The organism is Permianibacter fluminis (genome assembly GCF_013179735.1).
GTDB classification, from domain to species: Bacteria; Pseudomonadota; Gammaproteobacteria; order Enterobacterales; family Permianibacteraceae; genus Permianibacter; species Permianibacter fluminis.
The window spans coordinates 1,859,941-1,883,852 of sequence record NZ_JABMEG010000001.1 but is presented as its reverse complement, the minus strand read 5'-3'; the positions used below and the strand labels follow the sequence as shown (position 1 = coordinate 1,883,852).

The following is a 23,912-nucleotide window of genomic DNA, read 5'->3' as shown; positions in this document are numbered from 1 at the left end:
GTCGGTTACTCGGCTTTCTTCATGTCCAGCACAATCGCGGTGGCGATCAGCCAGGCGACCATGAAAGACAGAAAGAAAAACACATCACGAAAATCCAGCACGCCTTTGCTGATGCTGTCGAAATGGGTCAGGAAAGACAGGTTGGCAATCGCGTCCACCAGCAGCTTCGGCAACCACCCGGCAACCCAATTGAGCACCAGCGGAAAACCGGCCAAGACAAAAACAAAACACAGCACAACGGTCAGAATGAACGCCACCACCTGCGAGCGCGTGGCCGCCGACAAACAGGTGCCGATCGCCAAAAAGGCGCCAGCCATCAGCAGGCTGCCAACATAGGCTGCGGCAATGACGCCGTTATCCGGATCACCGAGATAGTTGACCGACAGCCACATCGGGAAGGTCAGCGCCAAGGCCAGCGCCAGCAACGCCCAGGCCGCGAGAAATTTCGCCAGCACGGCCTGCCATAGGGTAATCGGCAAGGTCATCAGCAATTCCAGCGTGCCGCTGCGCCGCTCTTCGGCCCAGGTGCGCATGGCTACCGCCGGTACCAGAAACAGATACAGCCAGGGATGAAAGCTGAAGAAGGCCAATAGATCGGCCTGATTGCGGTCGTAGAATTTGCCGAACTCAAAAGCAAAAACGCCGCTCATCACCAGAAATATCACCACAAACACCAGCGCCAGCGGCGTTGCGAAATAGCTGCCCAGCTCGCGTCTGAACAAGGTCTTGATTGCATGAAATTTGCTGATGGGTTGCGCTGCAGTGGACATGGTCGTAACCGTGGAAGCAGAAGTTGAAGAGGCAGTCGAAACGGAAGATGCAGGAGCTGTCATGATCACACTCCGGCCGTGACGTCACGGAACACATCATCAAGCCGGCCACTTTCAGCAAATAATTGCTGCACCGGCCACTGCTGTTGCCGCAGCAACTCGCTGACCACCGCAAACGTCGACTGGCCATGCTGCGGCAACACCAGCAACTCATGCGCATCGATCACTTCAACGGCTTTGACCCCCGGCAATGCCGCCAAGGCGTCGCGCTCTTCCGCCTGATGATCACGGTTCAGCACAACCCGGGCAGCGCCATGGTATTTCGAGCGGGCAAGCAGATCCTGCGGCTTGCCGTCAGCCAGCAAGCGACCACGGGCAATGATGATGGCGCGACTGCAGACCGCCGTGACCTCTTCAAGAATGTGGGTGGAGATGATCAGGATTTTGTCTTTGGCCATGCCACGGATCAGCTCGCGCACCTGATGCTTCTGGTTCGGGTCGAGACCATCGGTTGGCTCATCGAGAATCAGCACCTTGGGGTCATGCAAAATGGCTTGCGCCAGACCGACCCGGCGCTTGAAACCTTTCGACAGCGTCTCGATGCTTTGCGCCAGCACCTCCTGCAGTTGCACCTGGGCGACGACAGTGTTGATGCGTTCGGTTTTCTTGCTGCCACTGAGCCCGCGCATATCGGCGATGAAATCGAGAAACGCCTGCACGGTCATGTCGCCATAACAGGGCGCGCCTTCCGGCAAATAGCCAATCAATTGTTTGGCCGCGAGCGGATCGGATTCAATATCGTGACCACAGATGCGGATGCGGCCGGCGCTCGGCGTCAGAAAGCCGGTCAGCATTTTCATCGTGGTGGATTTGCCGGCGCCGTTCGGGCCGAGGAAGCCCAGCACTTCGCCGGGGCTGACCGAGAAACTGAGATTGTCGACGGCTTTGAAATCGCCGAACTGACGAGTCAATGACTGGATTTCAATCATGTCGCGAGTTGCTCCTTTTTTGTTCTGTGCCGATGAGTACCGGCAAGGTCATTCTGGGTTCGCGCGGCGCCAACAGCGGCATCTTGCAACGTGGCTTTTGCAATGCCGGCCGTGGCCAGGAACAAATCGCGCGAACGACGGTTCGTGATAAAGCAGGCAGTGGCGAGTGTGGCGTTCCGAATGCCAGCACCCGCTCGCCGGGTTTGCCGCACCGCGCCGGCATCATAAGTACCGGCAATCAATTTTCAAGTGCGCGCATTTCACGTCCGTGAATGGACGTTACGGGCGGGCACCCTGCAGACCACCGGTGTGAACCAGCAGAATGCGCTGACCGCGACGAAACACGCCTTGCCGCGCCAGCTTCTGCAGGGCGTAACAGACCCTGCCGGTGTAAACGGGTTCCACCGGCAGGCCGGTCTCGGAAAAAAAAGTTTGGCAAAACTGCTGCAGGGCATCGGGCCGGCGACCGTAGCCACCAAAATGAAACCCCGTCAGCACTCGCAGCGGCGCTCGGCGCGTCACACACGCTTCGGCCAACAGGCGTTTGGCCTCTGGCAGCAAAAAGCCGCCGCCTTTCAGCACCGCCACCGCCCAGACCTCGCCATGCGCTTGCATGGAGCGTAGCCCGACCGCCAGACCGGCCATGGTCGCGCCGGTACCGGCCGCGGTCAGGACAAGCTCGGGTGCGAACTCGGCCACCGCCTCGCTCTGCAGACTTTCCTTCAAGCCGGCGATGGCCAGGGCATTGCTGCCGCCTTCCGGCAGCCAATAGGCGGTGGGTTCGAAGCGAGCCATGAAGGGTGCCGGCGCGGTCCGCAGCTGGCGATAGTCGGTCCGGGACAACGGAATCAGTTGCATGCCGGCGGTACCGCAGTCGCGCAATGTCGGCGACAGTGACGGTGGAAGCGGACCACGGACAAAGGCAGCAGTGGCAAAACCGAAACGGCGACCCGCCAACGCCAGCGCGTGCAGGTGATTGGAATAAGCGCCGCCCATGCTGACCAGCGTTTGGGCACCCCGACGATGGGCTTCGATCAGGTTGTACTGCAGCTTGCGGGCCTTGTTGCCGGCCAGCTCGGGATCACGCAGATCTTCACGCAAAACCCGGACATCGAGCCGGAGCGCGGAGAAAACAGGGAGAGACAGTGGCTGAAGCGGCGCTGGGGCCAGCGCCGCGAAGTACTCGGCCGGGGTCAGAGGCTGACAGCCCGGTCGATGGCAGTTTCCGACAGCAACAGCCAGGAGGTATCGCCGCGACGGCGATCCGGTACCACCCGGCGGTTCAGGCCAAAATGGCCCAACAGCTTCTCGAACTCGTCGTTGCGGACGCTACGACGGCGCTCTTCCCGGCGTTCAGGCCCGACATAAACCATGTCGGCCTGGCCGGCTTGCACAACCCGAATGAAACCACTGGTCATGTCTGGCCACCTTGGGCGAATGCGAACTCGTTCACAAAATTGTGAACGGTGACATTATGCGTCATTTTCTGCCCTTGGCAAGTCGTCGGAGGTGACCGGCAGCGTCAGGCCGATGAATGGCCGTTCGAAAAGCGTACATTTTGGCCAAATGGCATGGCCTGGCGCTGCGTTTATCAGCCGCCGTGCCGGGCGATATGCCAACGCAACTGGAACGCAAACAAGGCAAAGGGAATCCAGAACGCCAGATCAAAGGCGGCGCCGGTCATGGCCGCCCGGGCGATGCCGGCCACGGTCAGTACGCAAAGGCCGTTGGCCAGCCAACGAACCCAGATGCGTTCGACCCACCAGGGCTGGCCTTTCCAAAGGGTCTGGTCGTGCTCGACCACCCGGTTGCGAGCAATGTCATCGAGCAGGCCGGCTTCTTTCCAGTCGCGCTTGCGGGCCTCGACCGTCGCCTGCATCGCGGCTTTGCGCTCCGCTTCGTTTTTGCGCCGGTAATGATCAGTGGGCACCGTCATGGCCTTGCCTTTGTGGCAGCATCGTCGCCGCGATTCTAGCAAACCCCGGATAACGCGATTGGCCTTAACTGCCGCTACTGCAATCGGCCCACTGCCCCGCACCGTCATCGTGCTGGGGCTGGTCAGCCTGCTGATGGATCTGTCCAGCGAGACCATTCACGCGCTGCTGCCCCTGTTCATGGTCAATGTGCTCGGCCTTGGCACCGTTGCTATCGGTTTGCTTGATGGCGGTGCCGAGGCACTGACCTTGGCCCTGAAGCCTTGGGCCGGGCGCTGGTCCGATCGCATGGGCAAACGCAAGCCGTTGACGATTGCTGGCTACGGATTATCGGCGTTGGCAAAACCGCTGTTTGCGCTTGCTGGCGGTGTCGCGGCGATCGCTGCGGCGCGGGTACTGGACCGCCTTGGCAAAGGCATCCGCGGAGCACCGCGCGACGCATTGATCGCCGATGTCACAGCACCGGCACAACGGGGCGCGGCTTACGGTGTGCGCCAGGCGCTGGATACCGTGGGCGCCTTGCTGGCGCCGTTGCTCGCTGCCGAATTGCTGTGGTTGTTCAGTGGCGATTACCGGGCGGTGTTCTGGCTGGCGTGTTTGCCGGCGCTGGCGGCGGTGGCCCTGCTATGGCTGGCAGTCAGGGAACCGGCGGTCGCCGACAGCGCGCCCTCGAATGTCAGCGCAACACCCGAACAACAACCAATTGATTCCATCGACGCCTCGCGGCCGGCTGTCACGTTGACGGTTCCGCGCGGAGCCGATCTTCCCGCGCTGCCGCACGAAGCCGATCTTGCCGCGCTGCCGCGCGAATTTTGGCTCACCGTCGGTTTTGCCGTCTTGCTGACGCTGGCGCGACCCGGTGAAGCCTTTCTGATTCTGCGCGGGCAATCGCTTGCGCTCGGCGATTACCTGAGCGCCTTGTTGCTGGCGGCGATGAATCTGAGTTACGCCCTGAGTGTGTGGCCGGTCGGTCATTTTTTTGACCGGATTGGCGCCAGCAAATTGCTGGGTTTCAGTTTGTTGTTCCTGTTGCTGTCACAGGGGACGCTGGCACTCGCTGCAACGACGTGGGCTGTGTTTGCCGGCGCCCTGTTATGGGGATTGCATCTGGGGTTTTCACAGGGCGTACTGGCCGCATTGGTCGCCCACCATGCGCCGAAAACGCGACGCGCAACCGCGTTTGGCTATTACGCCTTGGCCGTCGGTTTGGCCTTGCTCGGCAATGGCGCCGCATTTGGCGCCATCTGGCAGCGGCTGTCTCCCGGTCATGCGTTTGCCTGTACCAGTGTCATGGCCATGTTGACCCTGCTGGCGTTGTGGCGCTGGCAACGGCGCCGCAACAACCCGGCCCCGGCACGCTGAATGCCGCGCAGCCAAAGCCGGCACATTGCGGCGGACTCGGCAACTGTACAATTTGCCATTGAGTCAGCGTCGCAACGCTGTTAGAACCTTGCCTATCTTTTGCTGCGAGTGTTCACAGATGAACCGTCCCCGTTTGCGCCAGCCGGCGCTGCTTGTTTCGTTTGCCTTGGCGGCTGCTACCGGATTGGTGCTGCAGGCCACTCCCGCGCATGCCCACGGCAGTGGTCATGCCACCCGCTATGTTGCCGCAGATGGTGTCGACCGCGGCCATTGCGCGACGCCGACGCAGCCGTGTCAGAGCATCGCCTATGCGCTGGGAAAGTCCGGCAAGGGCGACACGATTCACGTTGCCGAAGGCACCTACCACATTCGCGGAACCCAGCGCGTCAACCTGCTCGCGGGCGTCGTGCCCATCGAGGGTGGTTACAGCCGTGCCGACAACTTTGCCAAAGCCGATCGCCGTCGGCATCCCACCCAACTGACCGGGGTCCCGTTTGAATTCCGCGAACAGTTGGAGAGCAAAGGCTTTCAAATTATCCAGGACAGCAAAGGCGGCGATATCGCGCTGAATATCAGCGAGCAGAAACTGCTCGGTACCTGGCAGAAAGTGTCGAGCGCCATCGAAGGCCCGGCCAATTGTGAGGGTGGCGTTGCCGGCAGCTATAACTGCAACAAGATGGATTTGCTGTCGCATATTCCGCTGAGCCAATTCTCCAGCCGTCCGGAAAGTGCCAATGACATCTGGGGCTTCATGGACCGCAATGACGGTCACGAATACGCGCTGATCGGTCTGTCCAACGGCACTGCCGTGGTCGACATCACCGACCCGACTGCGCCGCATGAAGTGGGCACCGTCACCGGACTCGGTTCGCTCTGGCGCGATGTCCATGTCTACCAGTATTTCGACATCAGCGCGAATCGCTACAAGGCCTATGCCTACGTCACCACTGAAGCTGCTGGCGGCGGCGTGCAAGTGATCGATCTGACTGCGCTGCCAACAGCCGTCAGTCTCGCTTACACCATCCACGATGTGCAGTCGGCACATACGCTGTACGGCAATTTTGATTATGCCGACGGTACCCCGGTCGAAGGTCTGGTGCCGACTCTGTTCATCGCTGGCTCGGATGTTGTGGTGGCCGGCAAAAACAAGGACGCCGCGCCCAATCGCAGCCGGGGTTCCTGGCGCGCCTATGACATGAGCAATCCGGCGCATCCGGTGTTCGTGCACCAACCGGTATCAACCGGCAGCTACATGCATGACAGCACCGGCTTTATCCTGACTGACGAGCGCACCTCGCAATGCGCGCCCGGCCATAACCCGTGTGAAATCCTGTTCGACTTTAACGAAGACACGCTCGATATCTGGGATGTCACCGAACGCGCCAATCCAACCCGGCTGGCGAAAGCACCCTACGGTGGCGTCGGTTACGCGCACTCCGGCTGGTTTACCGCCGACAAGCGCCACCTGATTCTCGATGACGAACTCGACGAACAAATTACCGGCGCCAATTCGCGCTTCCGCACGTTTGATCTGAACGATCTGCACAATCCGGTGGTAGCGGCCAATTACTACGGCCCGACCACCGATATCGACCACAACACCTACATTCGCGGTTCGCGGGGTTACGTTGCCCATTATCGCCGCGGTGTGGTGGTGCTTGATGTCAGCAATCCCTTGGCGCTCGCCGAAGCGGGTTCGTTCGACAGTTCGTTCATGTTCCCGTCCGCCGCGGAGTTCAATGGTGTCTGGGGCACCTACCCGTTTTTCCCGAGTGGCAGCGTGGTGCTCAGCGATATCGAAAACGGCTTGTATGTCGTGCGCGACAACACTGTCGCCGCTGGCAAGGGCCGGCTTGGTTTTGGCGTGACGCACTATCGGGTCAATGAATCGGCCGGCAGCATCAGCATTCCGGTGTATCGCAGCGGTGGTGCCAGCGGCGCCGTCAGCGCGCGTATCGTCAGCGCCGACGGCAGTGCTGTGGCTGGCAGTGATTATCAGGCAACCGATGTCACACTGAACTGGGCCGATGGCGAACGTGGCAGCAAATTTTTGACGCTGCCGCTGCTCGATGACAGCGACACGGAAAGCGCAGAAACCGTGCTGCTGAATCTGACCGTTGCCGGTGGTGCCGAAACCGATATTGTCAGCCAGCTGAAAATCGATTTGATCAGCAACGAGCAAGTCGGGGCACTGGGTTTTGCCGGCGCCAGTTCCAGCGTTGCCGAAAATGCTGGCACGGTCACCCTGACCGTGCAGCGGTTCGAAGGCAGCGTTGGCGCCGCCAGCATTCATTACCAAACCGAGGACGGCAGCGCGCTTGCCGGCAGTGATTACGACGCCGCCAGCGGCACCCTGAACTGGGCTGGCGGCGATGCCAGCAGCAAGACCATCACGGTGACGCTGCGCGACGACAGCAGTGTCGAAAATGATGAAAGTTTTGCCATTAAGCTGAGCGCCGCAACGGGCGCTGCCGCGACCTCGTCAATGCAGGCCACTGTGACCGTGCACGACAATGACGGCAATCCGGGTTCTGGCAGTGGCGGCGGTGGTGGTGGCGCCGTCATGTTGCTGTGGCTGCTGCCCTTGTTGGCGCGGCGCCAGCACAAATCGAACCGCCTGGATTGACGGCACGGCCGTCAGATAGGCGAATGGCCGGCCCGCTGCTACACTGCGCGCCGACCTTTTATTGTCCGCATCATGTCCACTGCTCTCGCGCCCGTTCTGGTTTTTGATTCCGGTGTCGGCGGTCTCAGCATTTTTGCTGATATCGCGGCGGCGCTGCCTTCCTTGCCGCTGGTGTTCGCCTGCGACAACGCCTTCTTTCCTTACGGCACCAAAGCCGAAGACGAATTGGTCGAGCGCGTCGATGCCGTGCTGCACGCGCTGATCGATCGCATTCAACCGCGCCTGATTGTCATCGCCTGCAACACCGCCAGTACGGTGGCGCTGCCGCGCTTGCGCAGCCGGTTTGCCTTGCCGATCGTTGGCGTGGTGCCGGCAATCAAGCCGGCCGCCAAACTCAGCCGCAATCGCGTTATCGGTCTGCTGGCCACGCCGGCCACGGTACAGCGCCCGTATACCGATCAGTTGATCCGGGAATTCGCCAGCGACTGCACCGTGATCAAGGTTGGCAGTCGCGAGCTGGTGCAACTGGCCGAAGCAAAGTTGCGCGGCACCCATATTTCCGTGGAAGCGCTGCAGCCGATACTGGCGCCGTTTTTTGCCGACCCCGACCGCAGCGCCGACACCATCGTGCTCGGCTGCACCCACTTTCCGCTGCTGCGTCAGGAGTTGGCGGCGGCCGCGCGGCAACCGGTGCAGTGGGTGGATTCGGGTGAGGCCATCGCGCGCCGGGTTGAAACGCTGATTGGGCGTCCGCCAGAACAGCCTGCGCCTGCGACCACGGCCTGGATGACGGCCGACAATGCCGAGGCACGGGCGCTGTGGCCGGCGCTGGCCCAACAAGGCTTCAGCACCTTGCAGTTCATCACGATCTGAACGCCACTGACCCGCTTCCTGCTTGCAGTCGGCAACAATCGGCGCTACAACCAACAGACCACTCCGGGAGATTCCACCATGCGTCAGGTTGTCACGATGTCTGTGTTTGTTGCCGCGTTGGCACTGACCGGTTGCGCCAGCGCGCCACCGGCCAAAGTCGACGCCCATTTTCTGGCTTGGCAAAGCGCGCAAGTTGACGAGCTGATCCAAGCCTGGGGCGTACCGCAGCAAAGCCGCGAAGTCGCCGGCAAACATTACGCCGAATGGACCAAACAGGATGTCTCCAGCTCGCCGCGTTTTTCACTCGGCCTCGGCGGTTTTGGCGGCAACTTTGGCGGCGGCGTCGGCACCTCGTTTGGTGGTGGCGACAAACATGATTTCTGTTCGGTACAAGCTGAACACGACAGCGACGGCCGGGTCAGCGTGATCCGCTGGACGGGCGATACCGACATCTGTCTGGAACAGTTCGCGGCACGCAACCGGTGACATAAGCCGTTACGAAAACGACCAGCGGGTTGAGATTGCATGAAAAAGAAAAGAGCGGGCATGCCCGCTCTTTTCTTTTTCTGCTTGTGACCCGACGGCCGCAACAACCTCTAAGGACACCCCATTGCCGGCGCTGCCGATGCTGAGCTCATCACCGGCAACCACGCGGTGCCCGGACACTCCAGCGCATAGCGACTACCGTTGCCATCGACAAACGCAAACCGGACACCGCTTGGCAATTCCAGACTCAGCGGTGCGGCCCCTTTGACATTAAGCCAATCGGAAAAGAGCTGCATGGCGCCGCTGGCGCCGGTCAAACCGGTGCTTTGATTGTCGTCACGACCGACCCAGAAGACCGCCAGATGTTCGCCATCAAAACCGGCAAACCAGGAGTCGCGCTGATCATTGGTGGTGCCGGTTTTGCCGGCGACATTGAGTTCCGGCATTCGGGCGCCGAGCGATTTGCCGGTGCCGTCGCGGACCACCTCCTGCAGCGCGTAATCGACCAAAAATGCGGTGCCGGGCTGCAGGCGGGCATGGACTTCGTCCGGCCGCAACCAACTCTTGCCATCATCACGGCGCACCGCGCGGATCGCTTTCGGAATGCGCACGCTGCTGCCGTTCGCCAAACCGGAATAGAGCGTTGCCACATCCATCGGACTCAGTTCGAGCGCCCCGAGCGCCAGTGACGGCCACAAATGGATATCGCGTTGCAAGCCCATGGTTTTCAGGGTCGATTCGATTTCCGGCAGGCTGACTTCCATGGCTAGGCGTGCGGTCGCGAGGTTTAACGACTCCGCCAGTGCGCGGTGCAGCGGCACGATGCCGTGGGCACGACCATCGTAATTTTTCGGTTGCCAGGTGGCGCCATCATCGGCGCGCATAACAAATGCCGAATCCTGCAAGGTGGTGCCGAGATCAAAGCGACTGCTTTGCTTCAGCGCGGCGTAGTAAATCATCGGTTTCAGCGTCGAACCGACCGGCCGCTTGGCATCGAGTGCGCGATTGAACCCGGCAAAACTTGCATCGCGACCGGCGACAATTGCCCGCAGTCGCCCCTGCTGCCGATCGGTCACAATCACCGCCGCTTGCAAAGGCCCGTTCGGATCCAGCCGTTGCAAACCTTTTTCCACCACCAATTCGGTTTTTCGCTGCAACACCGGATCGACGCTGGTGAACACCTGCAGACCTGACTGGCTGGTGTCGGTCTGGCCCAGATCGGCACGCAATTCCCGTTTGATGAGATCCAGCACCGCCGGCATCTTGCCGGACAGTGCCCGTGGCGTGCCGAGCACACCGAGCGGCGCCTGCTGCCAGCGCGCCAACTCCTCGGCATCAATCTGGCCGACTTGCTGCCGGCGCGCCAGAACAAAATCGCGACGCGCTTTTGCCCGCGCCGTTTGCTTCCACGGTGAGTAATAGGAAGGCCCGCGAATCAAACCGACCAGCAAGGCGGTTTCGGCCGGGTCCAGTTCAGCCACCGGTTTGCCAAAATAATACCGGCTGGCCAGCGACACGCCATGAATGGCGCGCTGACCATCCTGACCGAAATAGATCTCGTTCAAATACGCTTCGAGAATTTCATCCTTGCTGTAATTGCGCTCCAGCACAATGGCCATCAACGCTTCGCGGATCTTGCGCCACCAACTGCGCTCGCTATTCAGAAAATAATTCTTCACCAGCTGCTGGGTGATGGTGGAGGCGCCCTGCTCGGCTTCGCCGGCGCGCAAATTGGCCCAGGCAGCACGCGCGATGGCGCTCGGACTTATGCCAAAGTGCTGGTAGAAATGTTGGTCTTCGGTCACCAGCAAGGTATCGATCAGGGTTTTCGGAATGGCACTGAGCGGCAGCAACTCGCGGTCTTCATCCGACCGCGCCGAGAAACGGCCGAGCAGTACCGGATCCAGTCGAGCGCTATCGAGTTCCTTGCCGGTGGCGTCGCGCAGCAAACTGATGCGGTCACCGCGCAGGCCGACTTCGATGCCGCGCTCCGGCAGGGTGCCGTCGGCAAAGGTGAAACCTCGCGCCCGTATCAAAAATCCGCTGCTGCGATGCGCATATTCACCGGCCACTTTCGGCGCCTTCGTTTCGCGGTAGCCGAGCAACTTCAATTCCAGCAGCAGATCGGTTTCGCTCAGAACATCGCCTTCGCGCAGGGTTTGCACGCGGGCGTAAACGCTGGCAGGCTCGGTCCAGCGCTGGCCTTCAAAACGACGGGTCACGTCGGCTTGCAGGTACAGCATCAGTGCGGCAAAGGCCAGCAGCAGCACGCCGGCAATTTTCAGCAGCAACGGCCACCAGCGCCGCTTGCCGGCACCGGAGCGACCTGCCGGCGGCTTGCGCGGGCCAGTACTACGCGAACCAGTCTTGCGAGCAGAGGTGTTGCTGGAGCGACGAGCCACGGAGTCAAATATCCCGACCAAAAGGGGCGCACACGTTACCGCAGCGCGGCCACCGGCTCAACCGGGCGGCAACCGCCACGCAAGAGCATTGCGGCAATTCCGTGGCTTTCCGGAGACAATCCCACATCAATCAAGCGACAACACCGCGACGTCTTGCTCAGTGCTGCGGCTGACTGCGCGCGATCAGCTCGGCAAATGGCAATCCGGTCGGCAGGCTGCCAAATTGCCAAAACGATTCCGCCGCCAGCCGACCAGCACAGAAACTGTCGGCAACAAACGCCGGCGCGCCGCGTTGCAAAATAACGCCCTGCCATGCCAGCACCAGTTGCTCCACGGCCCGACGCGCGCTGGCTTCATCGACGCTGCCCGACAGCCAGTGCAACGCGCGCGCAATGGCCTGATCCAGTAACGGATGCAGGCCCCGGCCGGTCTGCAATTCCTGTTCGAGCGCAGTGACAGCGGCCGGCTCACGCTGCAGCGCCCGCAGGACATCGAGACACTGAATATTGCCGGAGCCTTCCCAGATGGCATTGACCGGAGCTTCGCGGTACAGCCGCGGTAGCACACTGTCTTCGACATAGCCGCCGCCACCGAGACATTCCATCGCTTCGTAAATGAGCTGCGGTGCCCGTTTGCAGACCCAGAATTTGGCCAGGGCCGTGCCGATGCGCACCAGTGCTTTTTCACTGTCGTTGCTTGCGGCGCAATCCAGCGCCATGGCCAGACGGATGCCGAGCGCCAACGCGGCCTCCGACTCCAGCGCCAGATCAGCGAGCACGTTTTGCATCAGCGGCGCCTGATTCAACTGCACGCCAAACGCGTGACGACCGGCACCGTGCTGCAATGCCTGCGCTACCGCTTGGCGCATCAGCGCCGCGCTGCCGATCACGCAATCGAACCGCGTCAGCGCCACCATGTCCATGATGGTGCGGATGCCGCGGCCTTCGTCACCAATCAGCCAGGCCTGGGCACCGCGTAATTCGATTTCCGACGAGGCGTTGGCGCGGTTGCCCAACTTGTCTTTGAGCCGCTGAATTTCCATGGCGTTCTTTTGCCCGTCAGGTTGCCAGCGCGGCAACAAAAAGCACGACAGACCGGCATCGGTTTGCGCCAGTACCAGAAAACCATCAGACATCGGCGCCGAACAAAACCATTTGTGTCCGACCAACCGATATAACTCACCGTTGCCGCGCCCGGCCAAGGGTTTGGCGAACGTCGTGTTGGCCCGCACATCGGAGCCGCCCTGCTTTTCGGTCATGGCCATGCCGATGGTTAGTGCGGTTTTCTGTGGGTACGGCAGATTGCGGAGGTCGTAATCATTGGCCAGTACCTTGCCCAGCCACGAATCGCGCAGCGGCGCCGGCAGTTGTTGCAACACCGACACACTGGCGAAGGTCATCGTCAACGGACAGCCGCTACCGGCTTCAGCCTGACTATGCAGATAGGTCAGCGCGGCCCGCGCCACGTGTGCGCCGGGTTTCGGTTCGCGCCACGGCAAGCTGTGATGGCCGTGCGCAGTCGCGACCTGCATCAGGCGATGATAGGCGGGATGAAATTCGATCAGATCGATACGGTTGCCAAACCGATCGTGCGAATGAAATTGCGGGGTAAAGCGATTGGCCTGGCGGCCGGCTTCCATCAGTTCAGTGCCGGTCAGCGCGCCATATTGATCGAGCATCGGCTCGGCCCAGTTGCCGCCACCGTGCTGCAGCCAATGCTGCAAAACGCGATCACTGCGATAGCCGTGATACGGCTCCAGCGCCGTCGCCTGATTGAAAACCTGATGGGTACTGGCAAACGAGGTGTCAGACATGCGCTGGCTCCGGTCATGACCGTTGTCCGGAGCCTAGCGCACATGTCACGGCAGGGGAAAGCGAATCCGCAGACGAGGGGCTCAGCGCACCAGCCGACCGCGAATCCAGCCGCGGCAACTGCTGGCACCACAGCCACAATAAAACGAGCGGAACAACTCGTCTTCGGTCGTTTCGTAATCCATGGTCAGCATGTCACCGGCCTTGATATCGCGACGTGCGGTAAAGGTCAGCGTGCGCATGTCACAACTCATGTTCGGATCACAGGCGTGCAGCACCTTGCCCATGACGATCGGGTCCGACAGATATTTGCCCGGTTCAATCTGCAGCGTATACAACGTCTGCTCGGTCACCACCGAACCGGTGAAAGTAAACACCACCTCGCCGGCGGAAAAATCCACCATGGCCTGCAGGCCTTCCCCCTTACCATCCGCGGTGCTGATCACCCGCACCCGATCCCGGGTCGGCTCATGGGCAAATGGCGGACTGATGCTGGCGTAATAGCGGTTGCCGGAGGCGGCCGCCGAGGCCGCATTGTGGAGCATGACGTCACGATTCATAAGCTGCACCGGTGCTGACATGAAATCCCCTTAACGCATTGCTGACGACCGACCTGTCGCCCCTCTGGAACGGAATGAGGGCGCTACCCATTGCCATGCCGGCGGTTATTTGCGGATCACGATTTGATGGGTCACCTGCTTCGGTGCGTAATATTTATTGATGACGGCCATCACCGTCTCTTCCTCAAACCATTTGCAGCTGAACACGTCGAGATACATGTCGCGCGCCTGATCATTGGTGTGCACCGTCAGTGCTGAGGTTGTGATCAATTGCACGGCCGAGATGCCGACCTGACAGCCATCGCCAAAGCGGGCGGCAATCGGTTCGCCGTAGCGAATCATGTCGATCTTGTCGGCCAGCTCCTTGAGAAATTCTTTCATTGTGTCGACTGACAATAGATTGTCGTTGCAGCCTTCACAGGTCAGCATCATGTGCTTGCCGTAATAGCGGCAACCGTTGACGGTAATGTTCTTGTATTCATCCCAGGCCATGATTCCATCCACTCGTTTGCTTGGCGACTGTCGCCGGCCGTTGTCCGCCCGACGCACCCGGTTCGATCCGAATTGCTGAGCTAAATTCCAGATACAAAAAACCCCAGTCGGAATGCCCTCATGACAGCCGGGTCCTTGCCCTGCTGCTGCCACGAAAGATTCGTCTCCGGGGTTCATGCCGCCACATGACGGCGAGACTTAATATGCTCCGCCACGAGGGTCATATCAATAAAAATGTTGGCCGTCCAAATGCGGTTCGATTCAGGCCGGATTCAGCCCGAACCAGCACACTGCCGCACCGACCGAAACGCCGGCTGGCGCAGGTCGTTGCCTTGTTGAGGATGTGACGGTGTACGGAAGACTGAACTTACTTGCCACGATTTTGCTGACCGCGATTTTGTTTAGTCCGCCGTCACGAGCGGCGGACACTCACTTTGCGTTTGAGCTCGGCTTTATCGAGCCCACCGAGTTGGCCGGACTGTCACTGCGCGGTGCCTGGTCACCGATACGCTATCTGAGCGCCGAACTGGGCTTTCAAGATCTGGCCGTCAACCGTGACGGAAACCATATGGCCAATCACCGCGAAGACGACGCTTCGGCGTTTACCGGCAGTCTGCGGCTGGATTTGCCGCTGACAAAAAGCGCCGGCATTTTCGCTCGAGCCGGTTACGCGGCCTGGTCTGCCGATTACGACTACGCATCCGGCGCTGAAACTCGAACCGCAGAGGCGTCCGGGGTCGATCCGTTTCACGAAGTCGGCATTTACTGGGAAGCCGAAGCAGGTCTGCAATTCAACATGTCGGTTCGAACCATGACCGGATTGCCCGACGATGATTTTGCCAGCACCAGCAACACTGCCCGTGATTTCACGGCGACCGCCGACCAACGCGATTTTCTGATCTCGGCGCGGTATCACTTTTGAACGCCGCGGGCGGCTTGCTGCCCGCTCAGGAATTGTTCCGCTTGGCCCGGTCATCGGCCGCCTTGCTGCGCCGGGTTGGCTCGGCTTCGAGCGGATTGTCCGGCCAGTAATGACGCGGGTACTGTCCGCGCATGTCCTTGCGCACATCCGGATACGCGTTCTGCCAGAAGCTCGCCAGATCCTGGGTCACGGCGATCGGTTGCCGACCGGGCGCCAGCAAATGCAGCAGCACTTTGGCCTTGCCACCGGCAAGCAGCGGCGTATCGCGTTCACCAAATACTTCCTGCAAGCGCACGGCCAGCACCGGCTGCGGGCCGCTGTAATCGAGCGCGATGCGTGATCCGGTTGGCACGGTCAGATGGGTCGGCGCGAGCCGATCCAGTTCCTGCAGCTGCGAATAGCTGAACAGACTTTTCAGCGCGGCCAGCAAATCGACGCTGGCCAGTTGGGCGCGCGTGCGCAACCCGGTCACGAACGGCGCCAACCAGCGTTCCAGCGCTGCCAGCAAGGCCGGCTCTGTCAACTCCGGCCAGTCGCTCGGGGCGTAACCGTGTTGCCGCAGCCATTCGCTGCGCGCCCGCAGCTGGGCAGCAGCACCGCTCCAGTCCAATACCGACAGGCCCAGTTGGCGGACGCCATCAAGCAGCGCGGCGGTGCGCGCAACCGGATCGGATTCAATGGTTTGTTCGCTGAAAATCAGCGCGCCGAGTGCGCGCCGACGCCGCGCCACCACGCAGTGCTCGCGGCTGTCCCAGAGCACCTCGTCGCGCGTCACGATCAAATCACCGAACACGTTCTCCAGTTGCTCCGCCGGCAGCGCCGCCGCCAGAAAAATTTTTGTGTCGGCGCCGACGCCATCGACATCGGCGACCGCCAGAAACGGCTCGCGGCTGAGCCCGCTGCCGTCCGGCAAACTGGCACCGACGCCACTGGCAAGCTGGTAGCGCAGACTTCTTTCACCGCCGCTCTTGCGCATCGCCGTGCCGGTGGCATTGGCGCTTCCCGGTGTCGCACGTTGGCGGGCAATGCGTTCCGGATAGGCCAGTGCCAGCAGCGTGCCTATCTGCTCATCGTGTTCGGCTTCGTCACGGATCTGCAGCAGGCTGCGCAAGCGCTTGGCCTGTTGCCGGGCCCGATCACGGGCGCCGCGATCCACGGCGCCGCCATGCACCAGCGCCAGCCAGCGCGTGTGCAGATCAACATCGCTGCGATCCTGACCGCGCAAAATGTCGCGCTCTTCCAGCAACGCCGCAACATCACAGGCCAAGGCACCGAGCCCGAGCTCCTTGCCGCGCACCAGCATATGACCAAACCGCGGATGCACCGGCAAACGCGCCAAAGCGCGGCCGTGTGCAGTCAGGCCCGCTTGCGCATCCAGCGCACCGAGTTGCAGAAGCAGATCACGCGCTTGCTGCAGATGCGCCGCCGGCGGCGCATCGAGCAGCCGCAGCGTGCTGACATCGCGCACGCCCCACTGCGCCAGTTCCAGCGCAAACGGCGTCAGATCGGTGCTGAGCAATTCCGGTGTGGGAAACCGTGGCAGGGAACCGTGCTGGCTTTCCGACCACAATCGATAACACGCGCCGGATTGCTGACGACCAGCACGGCCACGACGCTGCTCGGCCGTCGCTTGCGAGACATTGACGGTGGCAAGGCCCGACATGCCACGAACCGGATCAAAACGGGCTACGCGGGCAAGACCGCTGTCGATGACAATGCGGACGCCATCAATCGTCAAACTGGTTTCCGCGATCGCGGTCGCCAGAATGACTTTGCGTTTGCCGGCAACCGCCGGCGTCAGTGCCGCCTGTTGCTGCGCTGGCGCCGCTTCACCGAACAAGGCATGCAGCTCGACATCGGTCAGCGCCTGCGCTTCCAGTTGTTGTTGGACACGGCGAATCTCGCGCTGGCCCGGCAGAAAAACCAGGACATCGCCCGACTCTTCCCGCAGCGCTTTGATGATCGCCGCGACCACTTGCGGTTCCAGCGGGGCATTGGCGTTGCGCCCGAGATAGGTGGTGGTAACCGGATAACTGCGACCCTCACTTGCGACAACCGGTGCCGGTGCACTGTCACTACCAAGCAGGCTGGCCACAGCAACACCGTCGAGCGTTGCCGACATCACCAGTACCCGCAAATCGTCACGCAGACTGTCTTGCACTTCCAGCGTCAGTGCGAGGCCCAGATCCGCTTGCAGCGAGCGCTCGTGAAACTCGTCGAATATCACCGCGCCAACGCCGGACAATTCCGGATCCTCCTGCAGCATCCGGGTCAGGATGCCTTCGGTCACCACGACAATGCGTGTCTGCGGCCCGACTTTGCTGTCGCCACGAATGCGATAACCGACCCGCTCGCCAGCGCTTTCGCCCAATTGCCGGGCCATGTACTGGGCGGCGCGCACCGCCGCCAGCCGGCGCGGCTCCAGCATCAGAATCTGCCGGCCCTGCAACCAGCCGGCATCAAGCAGCGCCAGCGGTACCCGGGTGGTTTTCCCGGCCCCCGGCGCTGCCGACAACACCACGCGCGGCGCGCGGCTCAGGCTGTCCAGCAGCTGGGGCAACACTTCATCAATCGGCAGCGACACGGCGTTTCAGGTGCAGGTAAGCAATGCCGGCCATTATGCCTGTCGTTGTCGGTAGATAGTCGCTGCCAGTAGACAGTCACGGTCTGGGTATGGCCGTTTGCAGCAGGATGTGAAGACGGCCCGCTTTCGATAGCGGGCGAGTTCCGCACACGGCCAGCCCGGTGCGATGACAGCTCCGGTGCGACGACAGATCGCGGTATCGCGTTTACACTCTTGCGACCGGTCCAGGGAATCACATGCCACGTACAACCCGCACTTGCCCCAAACGAGTCAGCACCGTGCGACGACGCGTTGGCCTTTTCTTCATCAGTCTGCTGCTGCCGGCCACGCCGTTGTTCGCGAGTCCGCCGGTGGTGCTCTGCGCCGACACCTATTGTCCGTACAACTGTGAACCGGGTGCCGAGCAACCCGGCTATCTGATCGAACTGGCCACAGCCGCCATGGCCAGCCGCAACGAAACCATCGAGTACCGTATCGAGCCCTGGGAGCGGGCCATCGTTGACACCCGCGGCGGCCGCTGCGATGCCTTGGTCGGCACCCCGGCCGGCGATCCCGCCGATTTTATTTTTCCGAGCGTTGAGGCCGGCATGAACGTCAACGTGTTCATCACGCTGGCCGCCAGCAACTGGCGCTATCGCGGCGCCGAGTCACTGGCGGATATCGTGCTGGGCGGCATCGATGGCTATCGTTACGGCGAGCCGGTCGACAGCTGGATTGCCCAGCACCACAACGACGTGGCCCGGGTGCAACTCATCAGCGGTGAAACCGCCATCGATCAGAATCTGGCGATGCTGGCCCGTGGCCGCACCACCGCGTATCTGGAAGACAAAATGGTGCTGCAATACCGCGCCCAGATCACCCGCCTCGGTTCGCCATGGCGCATCGCCGGCGAGGCCAGTCGGCTGCCGTTTCACATTGCGTTTTCACCAGCGAAACCAGAATCCGCTGCGCGCGCCAAGGCACTGGCGTCGCTGATCAAAACCTGGCGCCAGAACGGCCAGCTGAAAAAACTGCTGGCGCGTTACGGTCTGGATGACTGGCACTGACGCCATCGCGCGTTTATTCTGTCGGAAGATCACTTCTGGCACCCGATCCGTTTACCGGAATTCTTACTCACCGCGCGTGTCAATGCGTCACCGCATGGCATCTGGTCCGCAACTCCATTCGTAGCAAGGTTCATGGCCCACCAACATCGCTTGTTTTTTGCCCTGACGCTACCGCGTGATGCGGCGCAAACACTGGAACAATGGCGCCGACCGTTACCGCTATGCAGCGGCCGCTGGGTGCCGATGGCCAACCTGCATCTGACCCTGGCCTTTCTTGGCGAAGTGGATGACAGCGCGCTCGATGCGCTACTCGACAGCGACATGCAGGGCCTGCAACCGTTCACTCTGGCCTTTGGCGAGCTCGGTTATTTCAGCAAAGCCAAGGTGCTGTTCGTCGCGCCCACCCATGTTCCCAATGAACTGCAACAACTCGCCGAGCATTGTCAGCGCCTGCAAGGCCGCTACGGCAACGCCAAAAAAGACCAACGCTACCAACCGCACATCACGCTCGCGCGCGAGGTCGAGCCGCCAGTGCCACCGGCCGCCATGCCGCTCAACATGCAATTCGATTGCCGGCAACTCGCCCTGATGGCTTCGCACAACAGCCGCGATGGCGTCAGCTACCAAGAAGTCGCAAGCTGGCCGCTGCAACGACCAATACGACCGCAGCCGCGCTGAAAACGCCAACAAGCACAGATCTAGCGATGCGAGACCGACTTTAAGTCAGCAAGAAAATACCGTGCCAAACGGCATAAACTACTTCTTTGTCTGGTTGTACCTGGCACGTAGCAACAGCGATAAAAACCGACAAACGGTATCAAGCTGCTGAGTCTAAAAGGAATATCGGTCAAATCGACTGGATGCGTAACAGGATTAGGTTGCGGCCCCCGCCAGCAACAACGCCATGGCATCTAAACCAAGTAGATAATTTAGAGATGTTGCCGCCAAGCTATTGAACTGATGGCAAAAATGGGTCAAATTTCTCGGCATTCAAAATTTCGTTAGGAGGCATGCCTCCTAATCACAAGTTAGGGCCCTCATGTTTCAGCTTATGCGTTCGTATATTGGGCACAAAGATTGGCGCTTGAGGCTTGCGTATAACAATGCTGCCAGCTTTATATGGACTTTCTGGGTAATTTCGATGATGAATCTGGTTTGCCTCCTCATTGGTCTTATATTCGGTAGGGTTACCATAAAGTCCGGGCTAACATTATTGGCCCTGAGTATTTTTTCGTTTGTCATCTCATACGTATTTTTGCCCGCTGCAAAAAAAAGACATCGACAAATCATTCTGAGAAAAGTTGGCATAGTACAGTAGGATGTCGAGCCGCCGCCCTAACCAGGCGTTCAACGCGGACAGTTCGCAGCGGGGCATTTGCTCCGCAAATTTTACGCCCCGCTGCAAACCACTCCGCCGGCAAGCCGGCACCGTTCTGCCGGTTAACTTGGCGTTAGGCCTCAACATGTGGCGCATTGAGTTCTCGTCCGTAAAGTTTCTTCCGTTTCTGCCAGAGGAAGCGCAAGCAAATCCCGGTGTGTACGGCTATGAACTCGCGCACTGGTTGTGCGCGTCGCTCGCAAAGACCGGGTTGGTCACGACCTATCCGCTTGGAGAAGATTGGGGTTGGTTGCTGGAGTTTCTCGACGATGATCTTGAAATTATGGTTGGCTGCTCAAGCGTGTGCGGCGAGGACGAGGGATATGAAGGCAAACCGATCGACTGGTCCATCTTCGTTGAGCCGCGTCGGTCCATGAAGCAGAAAATCTTTGGCACCGCTCCCGTTGCTGCGGCAGAGCGACTGCAAGAAGCAATCAAGTCATTGCTTGCGGCGGAAGGGATTGAGGTGCGAGATGTCGAGGCCTAACAGGTTCTTCGACGCGGACGCTAACGTGCTTCGTCGCTTCGCTCCGCGCCTCGTGTGCGCCGGTTAAGTCCAACGTTGGGCGTCATGAGCAAGCGTAGGTGCGAATCTGCGCAGCAGCTTCGCACGCATGTTGCTGACATTTGTCGCTCACGATAAATCTGACTTACAGCGCATCACGCCAGCCGTTGCGCCTTCCTGTTGTGCGCTACCGTAGCGAGCCCCCTCATCCGGCGCTGCGCGCCACCTTCTCCCGGCAGGAGAAGGGATTTGCTCACCGCTCGGCAAACTACACTGCTTTTGGCGGTTGCCAGAGCTCCAGACGATTACCGGCCGGGTCAGTCAACCAACCAAACTTGCCGTAATCTCCGTCTTCGATTTCCGTGTCCACGGCCACACCTTCCGCTTGCAGCCGCGCCAGCGTGGCGCGCAAATCGGCGACGACAAAATTGAGCATCAGCGCGCTGCCTTTGAAGTATTCGCTGTTCCGGGGAAACACGCTGAACACCGGATAGCCGCTGCTGGCGATGTCGGTGATGGCAGCCGGCGAACAGAAATGAACGCCGCCGTTGGCTTCAAAACCAAGACCAAAGTGCTTGCGATACCAGTCGGCCAATGCGGCCGGGTTGTCAGCTTGCAGAAAGACGCCACCGAGGGCGATTTGGGCGGGGTTGGTTTGGCTCATGGCAGGTTCCGTTGCTGGCTTGGGTGGCTGATGACGACAGGTTTGAGATTGCGGCACATCGCTCCTGTTTGCACGTTGGCGGTGACGCGGTGCTGACAGGAAAACCGCTGCGTGGCCGGCGTCCCTTCATTTTCCGCCGGCGGCGCCGATACGCTGGACACGCTCTCGACAACACGCGGTCCGCGGCAGCTTAGCCCCAGCCCGCTCAGGCAGAAGCCACGATGCATGGATCCCGACAAAAACTCAATCGCGGCTGCCGTGTCGCCGGTGCCACTCTGGCAGCTTTGCTGGCCTTGATGGTCGCGCTGCCGGGCTGGGCAGAGGAGCAGATTCTGCTGAGCCACGATGAGCTGCAGGCCTGGGCCGATGCCCGCCTGCAACCGCGCCCGCAAACCCGGCAGCCGTTATGGCTGGCACCGCTCGCCAATGACAGCCGCACCCGCACCGACGAAGCGCTGCGCGACGCCGGCAGCTCGCTCGCCGATATCGAGCGCGGCGGCGTGCCGCTGAGCCTGCTGGATGCCCTGCTCGCTGGCCAGCTGGTCGGCAGTGGCCGCTACGAACTGACCGAGTCGTCATCACTGTCTTCATTACCGTTGCCGCAGCTGCAGGTGCGTATCACCCGCTACCACCCCGCCCACCGGCAGGGCGAAGAAGGCAGCCTGAGTCAACCAATCAAGAGTCACTGGCACAGCTGGTTCGCCGATGAGCCGTTGCCGGTCTACGTCACCCTGTCGGCCGAATGGTACGACCCGCTGCGCAACCACCGCCGGCAACTGCTGATCACCGCCGCCAGCGACACCTGCCTACGAATGGAACAGGCGCCAGCTACCGCGAGCACACCGGCGCCGTCGGTGTTTACCGAAACCTACCGACACAGCGCGATCGGTCAGGCGACGCTGGCCGCGTTCAACCGACTGCTGGCCTGGCTGGATGAGCGCAATGATCATGATGGCTTTGCCCTGACCATCAGCAGCGTTCGCGGCAATCGCCTGCAACTGCAGGATCCGGCTGGCTTGTTGCAGCCCAATGAAGAGCTGACCTTGTTTCACCGCGACTACGACGACCGCCGCATCGGCAGTATTCGCATCAGCCCGCAGCGTGCAGCTCAGCAAAGCCTGGTCGAGGCCTGGCCAATCACCCTGGCCGCCGGCAGCGTCCGACCCGGTGACGAAGTGCGGCTGGAACGGCCGGCCGCCGGACCGCTCATCACACCGGCGCTGTCGGTGCCGGGCTCGCATTGCAGTTCAGCGGAAACGGCCAGTGCGGAAGAAACAGTCCGCGCGGACGCGTCAATGCAAGCAACCGAAACCACAATGGCAGCGCAGACCATGACCGAACCAGCTGCCGAGCCAAATGGTGCAGTCACCGAACCGCTGCCATTGCCGGCACCGTCGACACCAACATCCACATCAACAACAACGCCAACGCCAACGCCAACGCCAACGCCACCAGCAGCAGAAACGGAAATCGAACGGCCGCAAAGCTGATCGACGACCGGCAGCGTTGTTGCCTTGCTTTCGCCGCGCCGGCCTCCGACACTGACAGCATGACCGCAATGGTGTCCGTGTTCAGGAACAAAGCTCATGGCAAAAAATCGCCCGCGTTCGCGCGTTTACCCCACCGCCAAAGAAACGCTGCGCGCTGCCGCCAAGCACATCAATACCGAACAAACCCAGTCACCAACCTATCGGCTGGCGTTTGCCGACGACGATTTTCTGCTATCCGACAGCACCCGCGCCGTGCGCCTGATGCTGGAATGGAGCAAGTTTGACGAGCTGCTGGAAAGCTCCGGCATCGAACACACCATCGTGATGTTTGGCAGCGCCCGCATCGGCACCCGCGACGAAATGCAGGTGCGGGTCAGCGCCTTGAAATCGGCCCTGAAACTGGATCACGACAATCACGACTTGCTGACCGAACTGGCAATTGCCGAACGGCTGTTGGAAAAAAGCGCGTATTACGAAGCAGCCCATGCACTGGCCTATCGCATTGCCCGTGACGGCGAAAGCCAGTTTGGTTTTCCCTGCACCGTGATCACCGGTGGCGGTCCCGGCATCATGGAGGCCTGCAACCGCGGCGCCCATGATGCCGGCGCCGACAGCATCGGCCTCAATATCGTGCTACCAACCGAGCAGCACCCGAATCCGTTCACGACGCCACGCTACAGCTTTCAGTTTCATTATTTCGCCATCCGGAAAATGCATTTCCTGATGCGCGCCCGCGCCATCGTGGTGTTTCCCGGAGGCTACGGCACCCTCGATGAAATGTTCGAAACGCTGACGCTGCGGCAAACTGGCCGGGTCACCCGGATGCCGATCATCCTGATGGGCGAGCAGTATTGGCGTCGGCTGATCAATTTCGAGGCCATGGTCGAGGAAGGCGTGATCGGCGCCAGCGATCTGAGCCTGTTCTGCTATGCCGAAACCGCCGATGAGGCCTTTGACCAGATCACCAGCTTCTACCGGCAATATCCGCTGACCCCGGATAACGGCGGCTGAGCCCGGC

Annotated in this window: 21 protein-coding genes; 10 read left to right on the top strand and 11 right to left on the bottom strand. The window is 60.9% G+C overall.

Annotation, left to right across the window (positions count from 1 at the left end):
- Positions 1-5 precede the first annotated feature (5 nt).
- The 5 genes from HPT27_RS08115 to HPT27_RS08095 all read right to left on the bottom strand — a co-directional run bounded on the left by HPT27_RS08115 (position 6) and on the right by HPT27_RS08095 (position 3,695).
- Complete coding sequence (locus tag HPT27_RS08115; protein ID WP_172241514.1) at positions 6-770, bottom strand: ABC transporter permease; 765 nt, start codon at positions 768-770, stop codon at positions 6-8.
- Between the two features lie 65 nt (positions 771-835).
- Positions 836-1,759 (bottom strand): ABC transporter ATP-binding protein, encoded by a 924-nt coding sequence (locus HPT27_RS08110; RefSeq protein WP_172241511.1) that lies wholly within the window; start codon positions 1,757-1,759, stop codon positions 836-838.
- A 279-nt stretch (positions 1,760-2,038) separates the two neighbouring features.
- Positions 2,039-2,929, bottom strand: a complete 891-nt coding sequence (locus HPT27_RS08105) for a 1-aminocyclopropane-1-carboxylate deaminase/D-cysteine desulfhydrase (protein WP_407951136.1) — start codon at positions 2,927-2,929, stop codon at positions 2,039-2,041.
- A 23-nt stretch (positions 2,930-2,952) separates the two neighbouring features.
- Positions 2,953-3,177 carry a hypothetical protein gene (locus HPT27_RS08100; protein ID WP_172241505.1) on the bottom strand — a complete coding sequence of 75 codons (225 nt, stop codon included), beginning with the start codon at positions 3,175-3,177 and terminating at the stop codon, positions 2,953-2,955.
- Positions 3,178-3,350: 173 nt separating this feature from the next.
- The gene (locus HPT27_RS08095) at positions 3,351-3,695 is read right to left on the bottom strand and encodes a hypothetical protein (protein WP_172241502.1); all 345 of its coding nucleotides are present in this window, start codon (positions 3,693-3,695) and stop codon (positions 3,351-3,353) included.
- A 58-nt stretch (positions 3,696-3,753) separates the two neighbouring features.
- On the opposite strand from HPT27_RS08095, the gene HPT27_RS08090 reads away from it, so the two are divergent.
- From HPT27_RS08090 to HPT27_RS08075, 4 genes are all read left to right on the top strand, one after another.
- Positions 3,754-5,055 carry an MFS transporter gene (locus HPT27_RS08090; RefSeq protein ID WP_172241499.1) on the top strand — a complete coding sequence of 434 codons (1,302 nt, stop codon included), beginning with the start codon at positions 3,754-3,756 and terminating at the stop codon, positions 5,053-5,055.
- 118 nt (positions 5,056-5,173) lie between these two features.
- Complete coding sequence (locus HPT27_RS08085; protein ID WP_172241496.1) at positions 5,174-7,681, top strand: choice-of-anchor B family protein; 2,508 nt, start codon at positions 5,174-5,176, stop codon at positions 7,679-7,681.
- Between the two features lie 72 nt (positions 7,682-7,753).
- The gene (murI, locus tag HPT27_RS08080; protein WP_172241493.1) at positions 7,754-8,554 is read left to right on the top strand and encodes a glutamate racemase; all 801 of its coding nucleotides are present in this window, start codon (positions 7,754-7,756) and stop codon (positions 8,552-8,554) included.
- 78 nt (positions 8,555-8,632) lie between these two features.
- Positions 8,633-9,040 (top strand): hypothetical protein, encoded by a 408-nt coding sequence (locus HPT27_RS08075; protein WP_172241490.1) that lies wholly within the window; start codon positions 8,633-8,635, stop codon positions 9,038-9,040.
- Between the two features lie 110 nt (positions 9,041-9,150).
- Here HPT27_RS08075 and mrcB read toward each other — a convergent pair whose 3' ends face one another.
- The 4 genes from mrcB to HPT27_RS08055 form a co-directional block, all read right to left on the bottom strand.
- Positions 9,151-11,442: a penicillin-binding protein 1B gene (gene mrcB, locus HPT27_RS08070; RefSeq protein WP_172241487.1), complete on the bottom strand. Its 2,292-nt coding sequence runs from the start codon at positions 11,440-11,442 to the stop codon at positions 9,151-9,153.
- Between the two features lie 157 nt (positions 11,443-11,599).
- Entirely contained in the window at positions 11,600-13,255 is a 1,656-nt protein-coding gene (locus tag HPT27_RS08065; RefSeq protein WP_172241484.1) for an acyl-CoA dehydrogenase family protein, read from the bottom strand.
- A gap of 81 nt (positions 13,256-13,336) precedes the next feature.
- Entirely contained in the window at positions 13,337-13,813 is a 477-nt protein-coding gene (locus tag HPT27_RS08060; protein WP_172241481.1) for an SET domain-containing protein-lysine N-methyltransferase, read from the bottom strand.
- A gap of 105 nt (positions 13,814-13,918) precedes the next feature.
- Positions 13,919-14,305, bottom strand: a complete 387-nt coding sequence (locus tag HPT27_RS08055) for an S-adenosylmethionine decarboxylase (RefSeq protein WP_172241478.1) — start codon at positions 14,303-14,305, stop codon at positions 13,919-13,921.
- Between the two features lie 349 nt (positions 14,306-14,654).
- On the opposite strand from HPT27_RS08055, the gene HPT27_RS19270 reads away from it, so the two are divergent.
- A complete protein-coding gene (locus HPT27_RS19270; protein WP_172241475.1) occupies positions 14,655-15,227 on the top strand; it encodes a hypothetical protein in 573 nt (190 codons plus the stop codon).
- A 25-nt stretch (positions 15,228-15,252) separates the two neighbouring features.
- On the opposite strand, the gene hrpB is transcribed toward HPT27_RS19270, so the two are convergent.
- On the bottom strand, positions 15,253-17,811 hold the full coding sequence (hrpB, locus tag HPT27_RS08045; RefSeq protein ID WP_172241472.1) for an ATP-dependent helicase HrpB: 2,559 nt from the start codon (positions 17,809-17,811) through the stop codon (positions 15,253-15,255).
- 278 nt (positions 17,812-18,089) lie between these two features.
- Between hrpB and HPT27_RS08040 the strand changes: the two genes are divergently transcribed.
- The 3 genes from HPT27_RS08040 to HPT27_RS08030 all read left to right on the top strand — a co-directional run bounded on the left by HPT27_RS08040 (position 18,090) and on the right by HPT27_RS08030 (position 20,722).
- Positions 18,090-18,857, top strand: a complete 768-nt coding sequence (locus HPT27_RS08040) for a substrate-binding periplasmic protein (RefSeq protein ID WP_172241469.1) — start codon at positions 18,090-18,092, stop codon at positions 18,855-18,857.
- Positions 18,858-18,989: 132 nt separating this feature from the next.
- Positions 18,990-19,535, top strand: a complete 546-nt coding sequence (thpR, locus tag HPT27_RS08035) for an RNA 2',3'-cyclic phosphodiesterase (RefSeq protein ID WP_172241466.1) — start codon at positions 18,990-18,992, stop codon at positions 19,533-19,535.
- Between the two features lie 785 nt (positions 19,536-20,320).
- Positions 20,321-20,722, top strand: a complete 402-nt coding sequence (locus HPT27_RS08030; protein ID WP_172241463.1) for a hypothetical protein — start codon at positions 20,321-20,323, stop codon at positions 20,720-20,722.
- A 286-nt stretch (positions 20,723-21,008) separates the two neighbouring features.
- On the opposite strand, the gene HPT27_RS08025 is transcribed toward HPT27_RS08030, so the two are convergent.
- Positions 21,009-21,404 (bottom strand): VOC family protein, encoded by a 396-nt coding sequence (locus HPT27_RS08025; protein ID WP_172241460.1) that lies wholly within the window; start codon positions 21,402-21,404, stop codon positions 21,009-21,011.
- 221 nt (positions 21,405-21,625) lie between these two features.
- On the opposite strand from HPT27_RS08025, the gene HPT27_RS08020 reads away from it, so the two are divergent.
- Together HPT27_RS08020 and HPT27_RS08015 are read left to right on the top strand one after the other, a co-directional pair.
- Positions 21,626-22,894 carry a hypothetical protein gene (locus HPT27_RS08020; protein ID WP_172237160.1) on the top strand — a complete coding sequence of 423 codons (1,269 nt, stop codon included), beginning with the start codon at positions 21,626-21,628 and terminating at the stop codon, positions 22,892-22,894.
- A gap of 96 nt (positions 22,895-22,990) precedes the next feature.
- Positions 22,991-23,905, top strand: a complete 915-nt coding sequence (locus HPT27_RS08015) for an LOG family protein (RefSeq protein WP_172241457.1) — start codon at positions 22,991-22,993, stop codon at positions 23,903-23,905.
- Positions 23,906-23,912 lie beyond the last annotated feature (7 nt).

Excerpts from the sequence above, each read along its gene's own strand:
- HPT27_RS08030 (WP_172241463.1), top strand. The coding sequence starts at position 20,321 with ATGTGGCGCATTGAGTTCTCGTCCGTAAAGTTTCTTCCGTTTCTGCCA.
- HPT27_RS08015 (WP_172241457.1), top strand. The coding sequence starts at position 22,991 with ATGGCAAAAAATCGCCCGCGTTCGCGCGTTTACCCCACCGCCAAAGAA.
- HPT27_RS08020 (WP_172237160.1), top strand. The coding sequence starts at position 21,626 with ATGCATGGATCCCGACAAAAACTCAATCGCGGCTGCCGTGTCGCCGGT.
- HPT27_RS08060 (WP_172241481.1), bottom strand. The coding sequence starts at position 13,813 with ATGAATCGTGACGTCATGCTCCACAATGCGGCCTCGGCGGCCGCCTCC.
- HPT27_RS08100 (WP_172241505.1), bottom strand. The coding sequence starts at position 3,177 with ATGACCAGTGGTTTCATTCGGGTTGTGCAAGCCGGCCAGGCCGACATG.
- HPT27_RS08055 (WP_172241478.1), bottom strand. The coding sequence starts at position 14,305 with ATGGCCTGGGATGAATACAAGAACATTACCGTCAACGGTTGCCGCTAT.
- HPT27_RS08085 (WP_172241496.1), top strand. The coding sequence starts at position 5,174 with ATGAACCGTCCCCGTTTGCGCCAGCCGGCGCTGCTTGTTTCGTTTGCC.
- HPT27_RS08115 (WP_172241514.1), bottom strand. The coding sequence starts at position 770 with ATGTCCACTGCAGCGCAACCCATCAGCAAATTTCATGCAATCAAGACC.
- thpR (WP_172241466.1), top strand. The coding sequence starts at position 18,990 with ATGGCCCACCAACATCGCTTGTTTTTTGCCCTGACGCTACCGCGTGAT.
- HPT27_RS08075 (WP_172241490.1), top strand. The coding sequence starts at position 8,633 with ATGCGTCAGGTTGTCACGATGTCTGTGTTTGTTGCCGCGTTGGCACTG.
- HPT27_RS08025 (WP_172241460.1), bottom strand. The coding sequence starts at position 21,404 with ATGAGCCAAACCAACCCCGCCCAAATCGCCCTCGGTGGCGTCTTTCTG.
- HPT27_RS08110 (WP_172241511.1), bottom strand. The coding sequence starts at position 1,759 with ATGATTGAAATCCAGTCATTGACTCGTCAGTTCGGCGATTTCAAAGCC.
- HPT27_RS08065 (WP_172241484.1), bottom strand. The coding sequence starts at position 13,255 with ATGTCTGACACCTCGTTTGCCAGTACCCATCAGGTTTTCAATCAGGCG.
- murI (WP_172241493.1), top strand. The coding sequence starts at position 7,754 with ATGTCCACTGCTCTCGCGCCCGTTCTGGTTTTTGATTCCGGTGTCGGC.
- HPT27_RS08095 (WP_172241502.1), bottom strand. The coding sequence starts at position 3,695 with ATGACGGTGCCCACTGATCATTACCGGCGCAAAAACGAAGCGGAGCGC.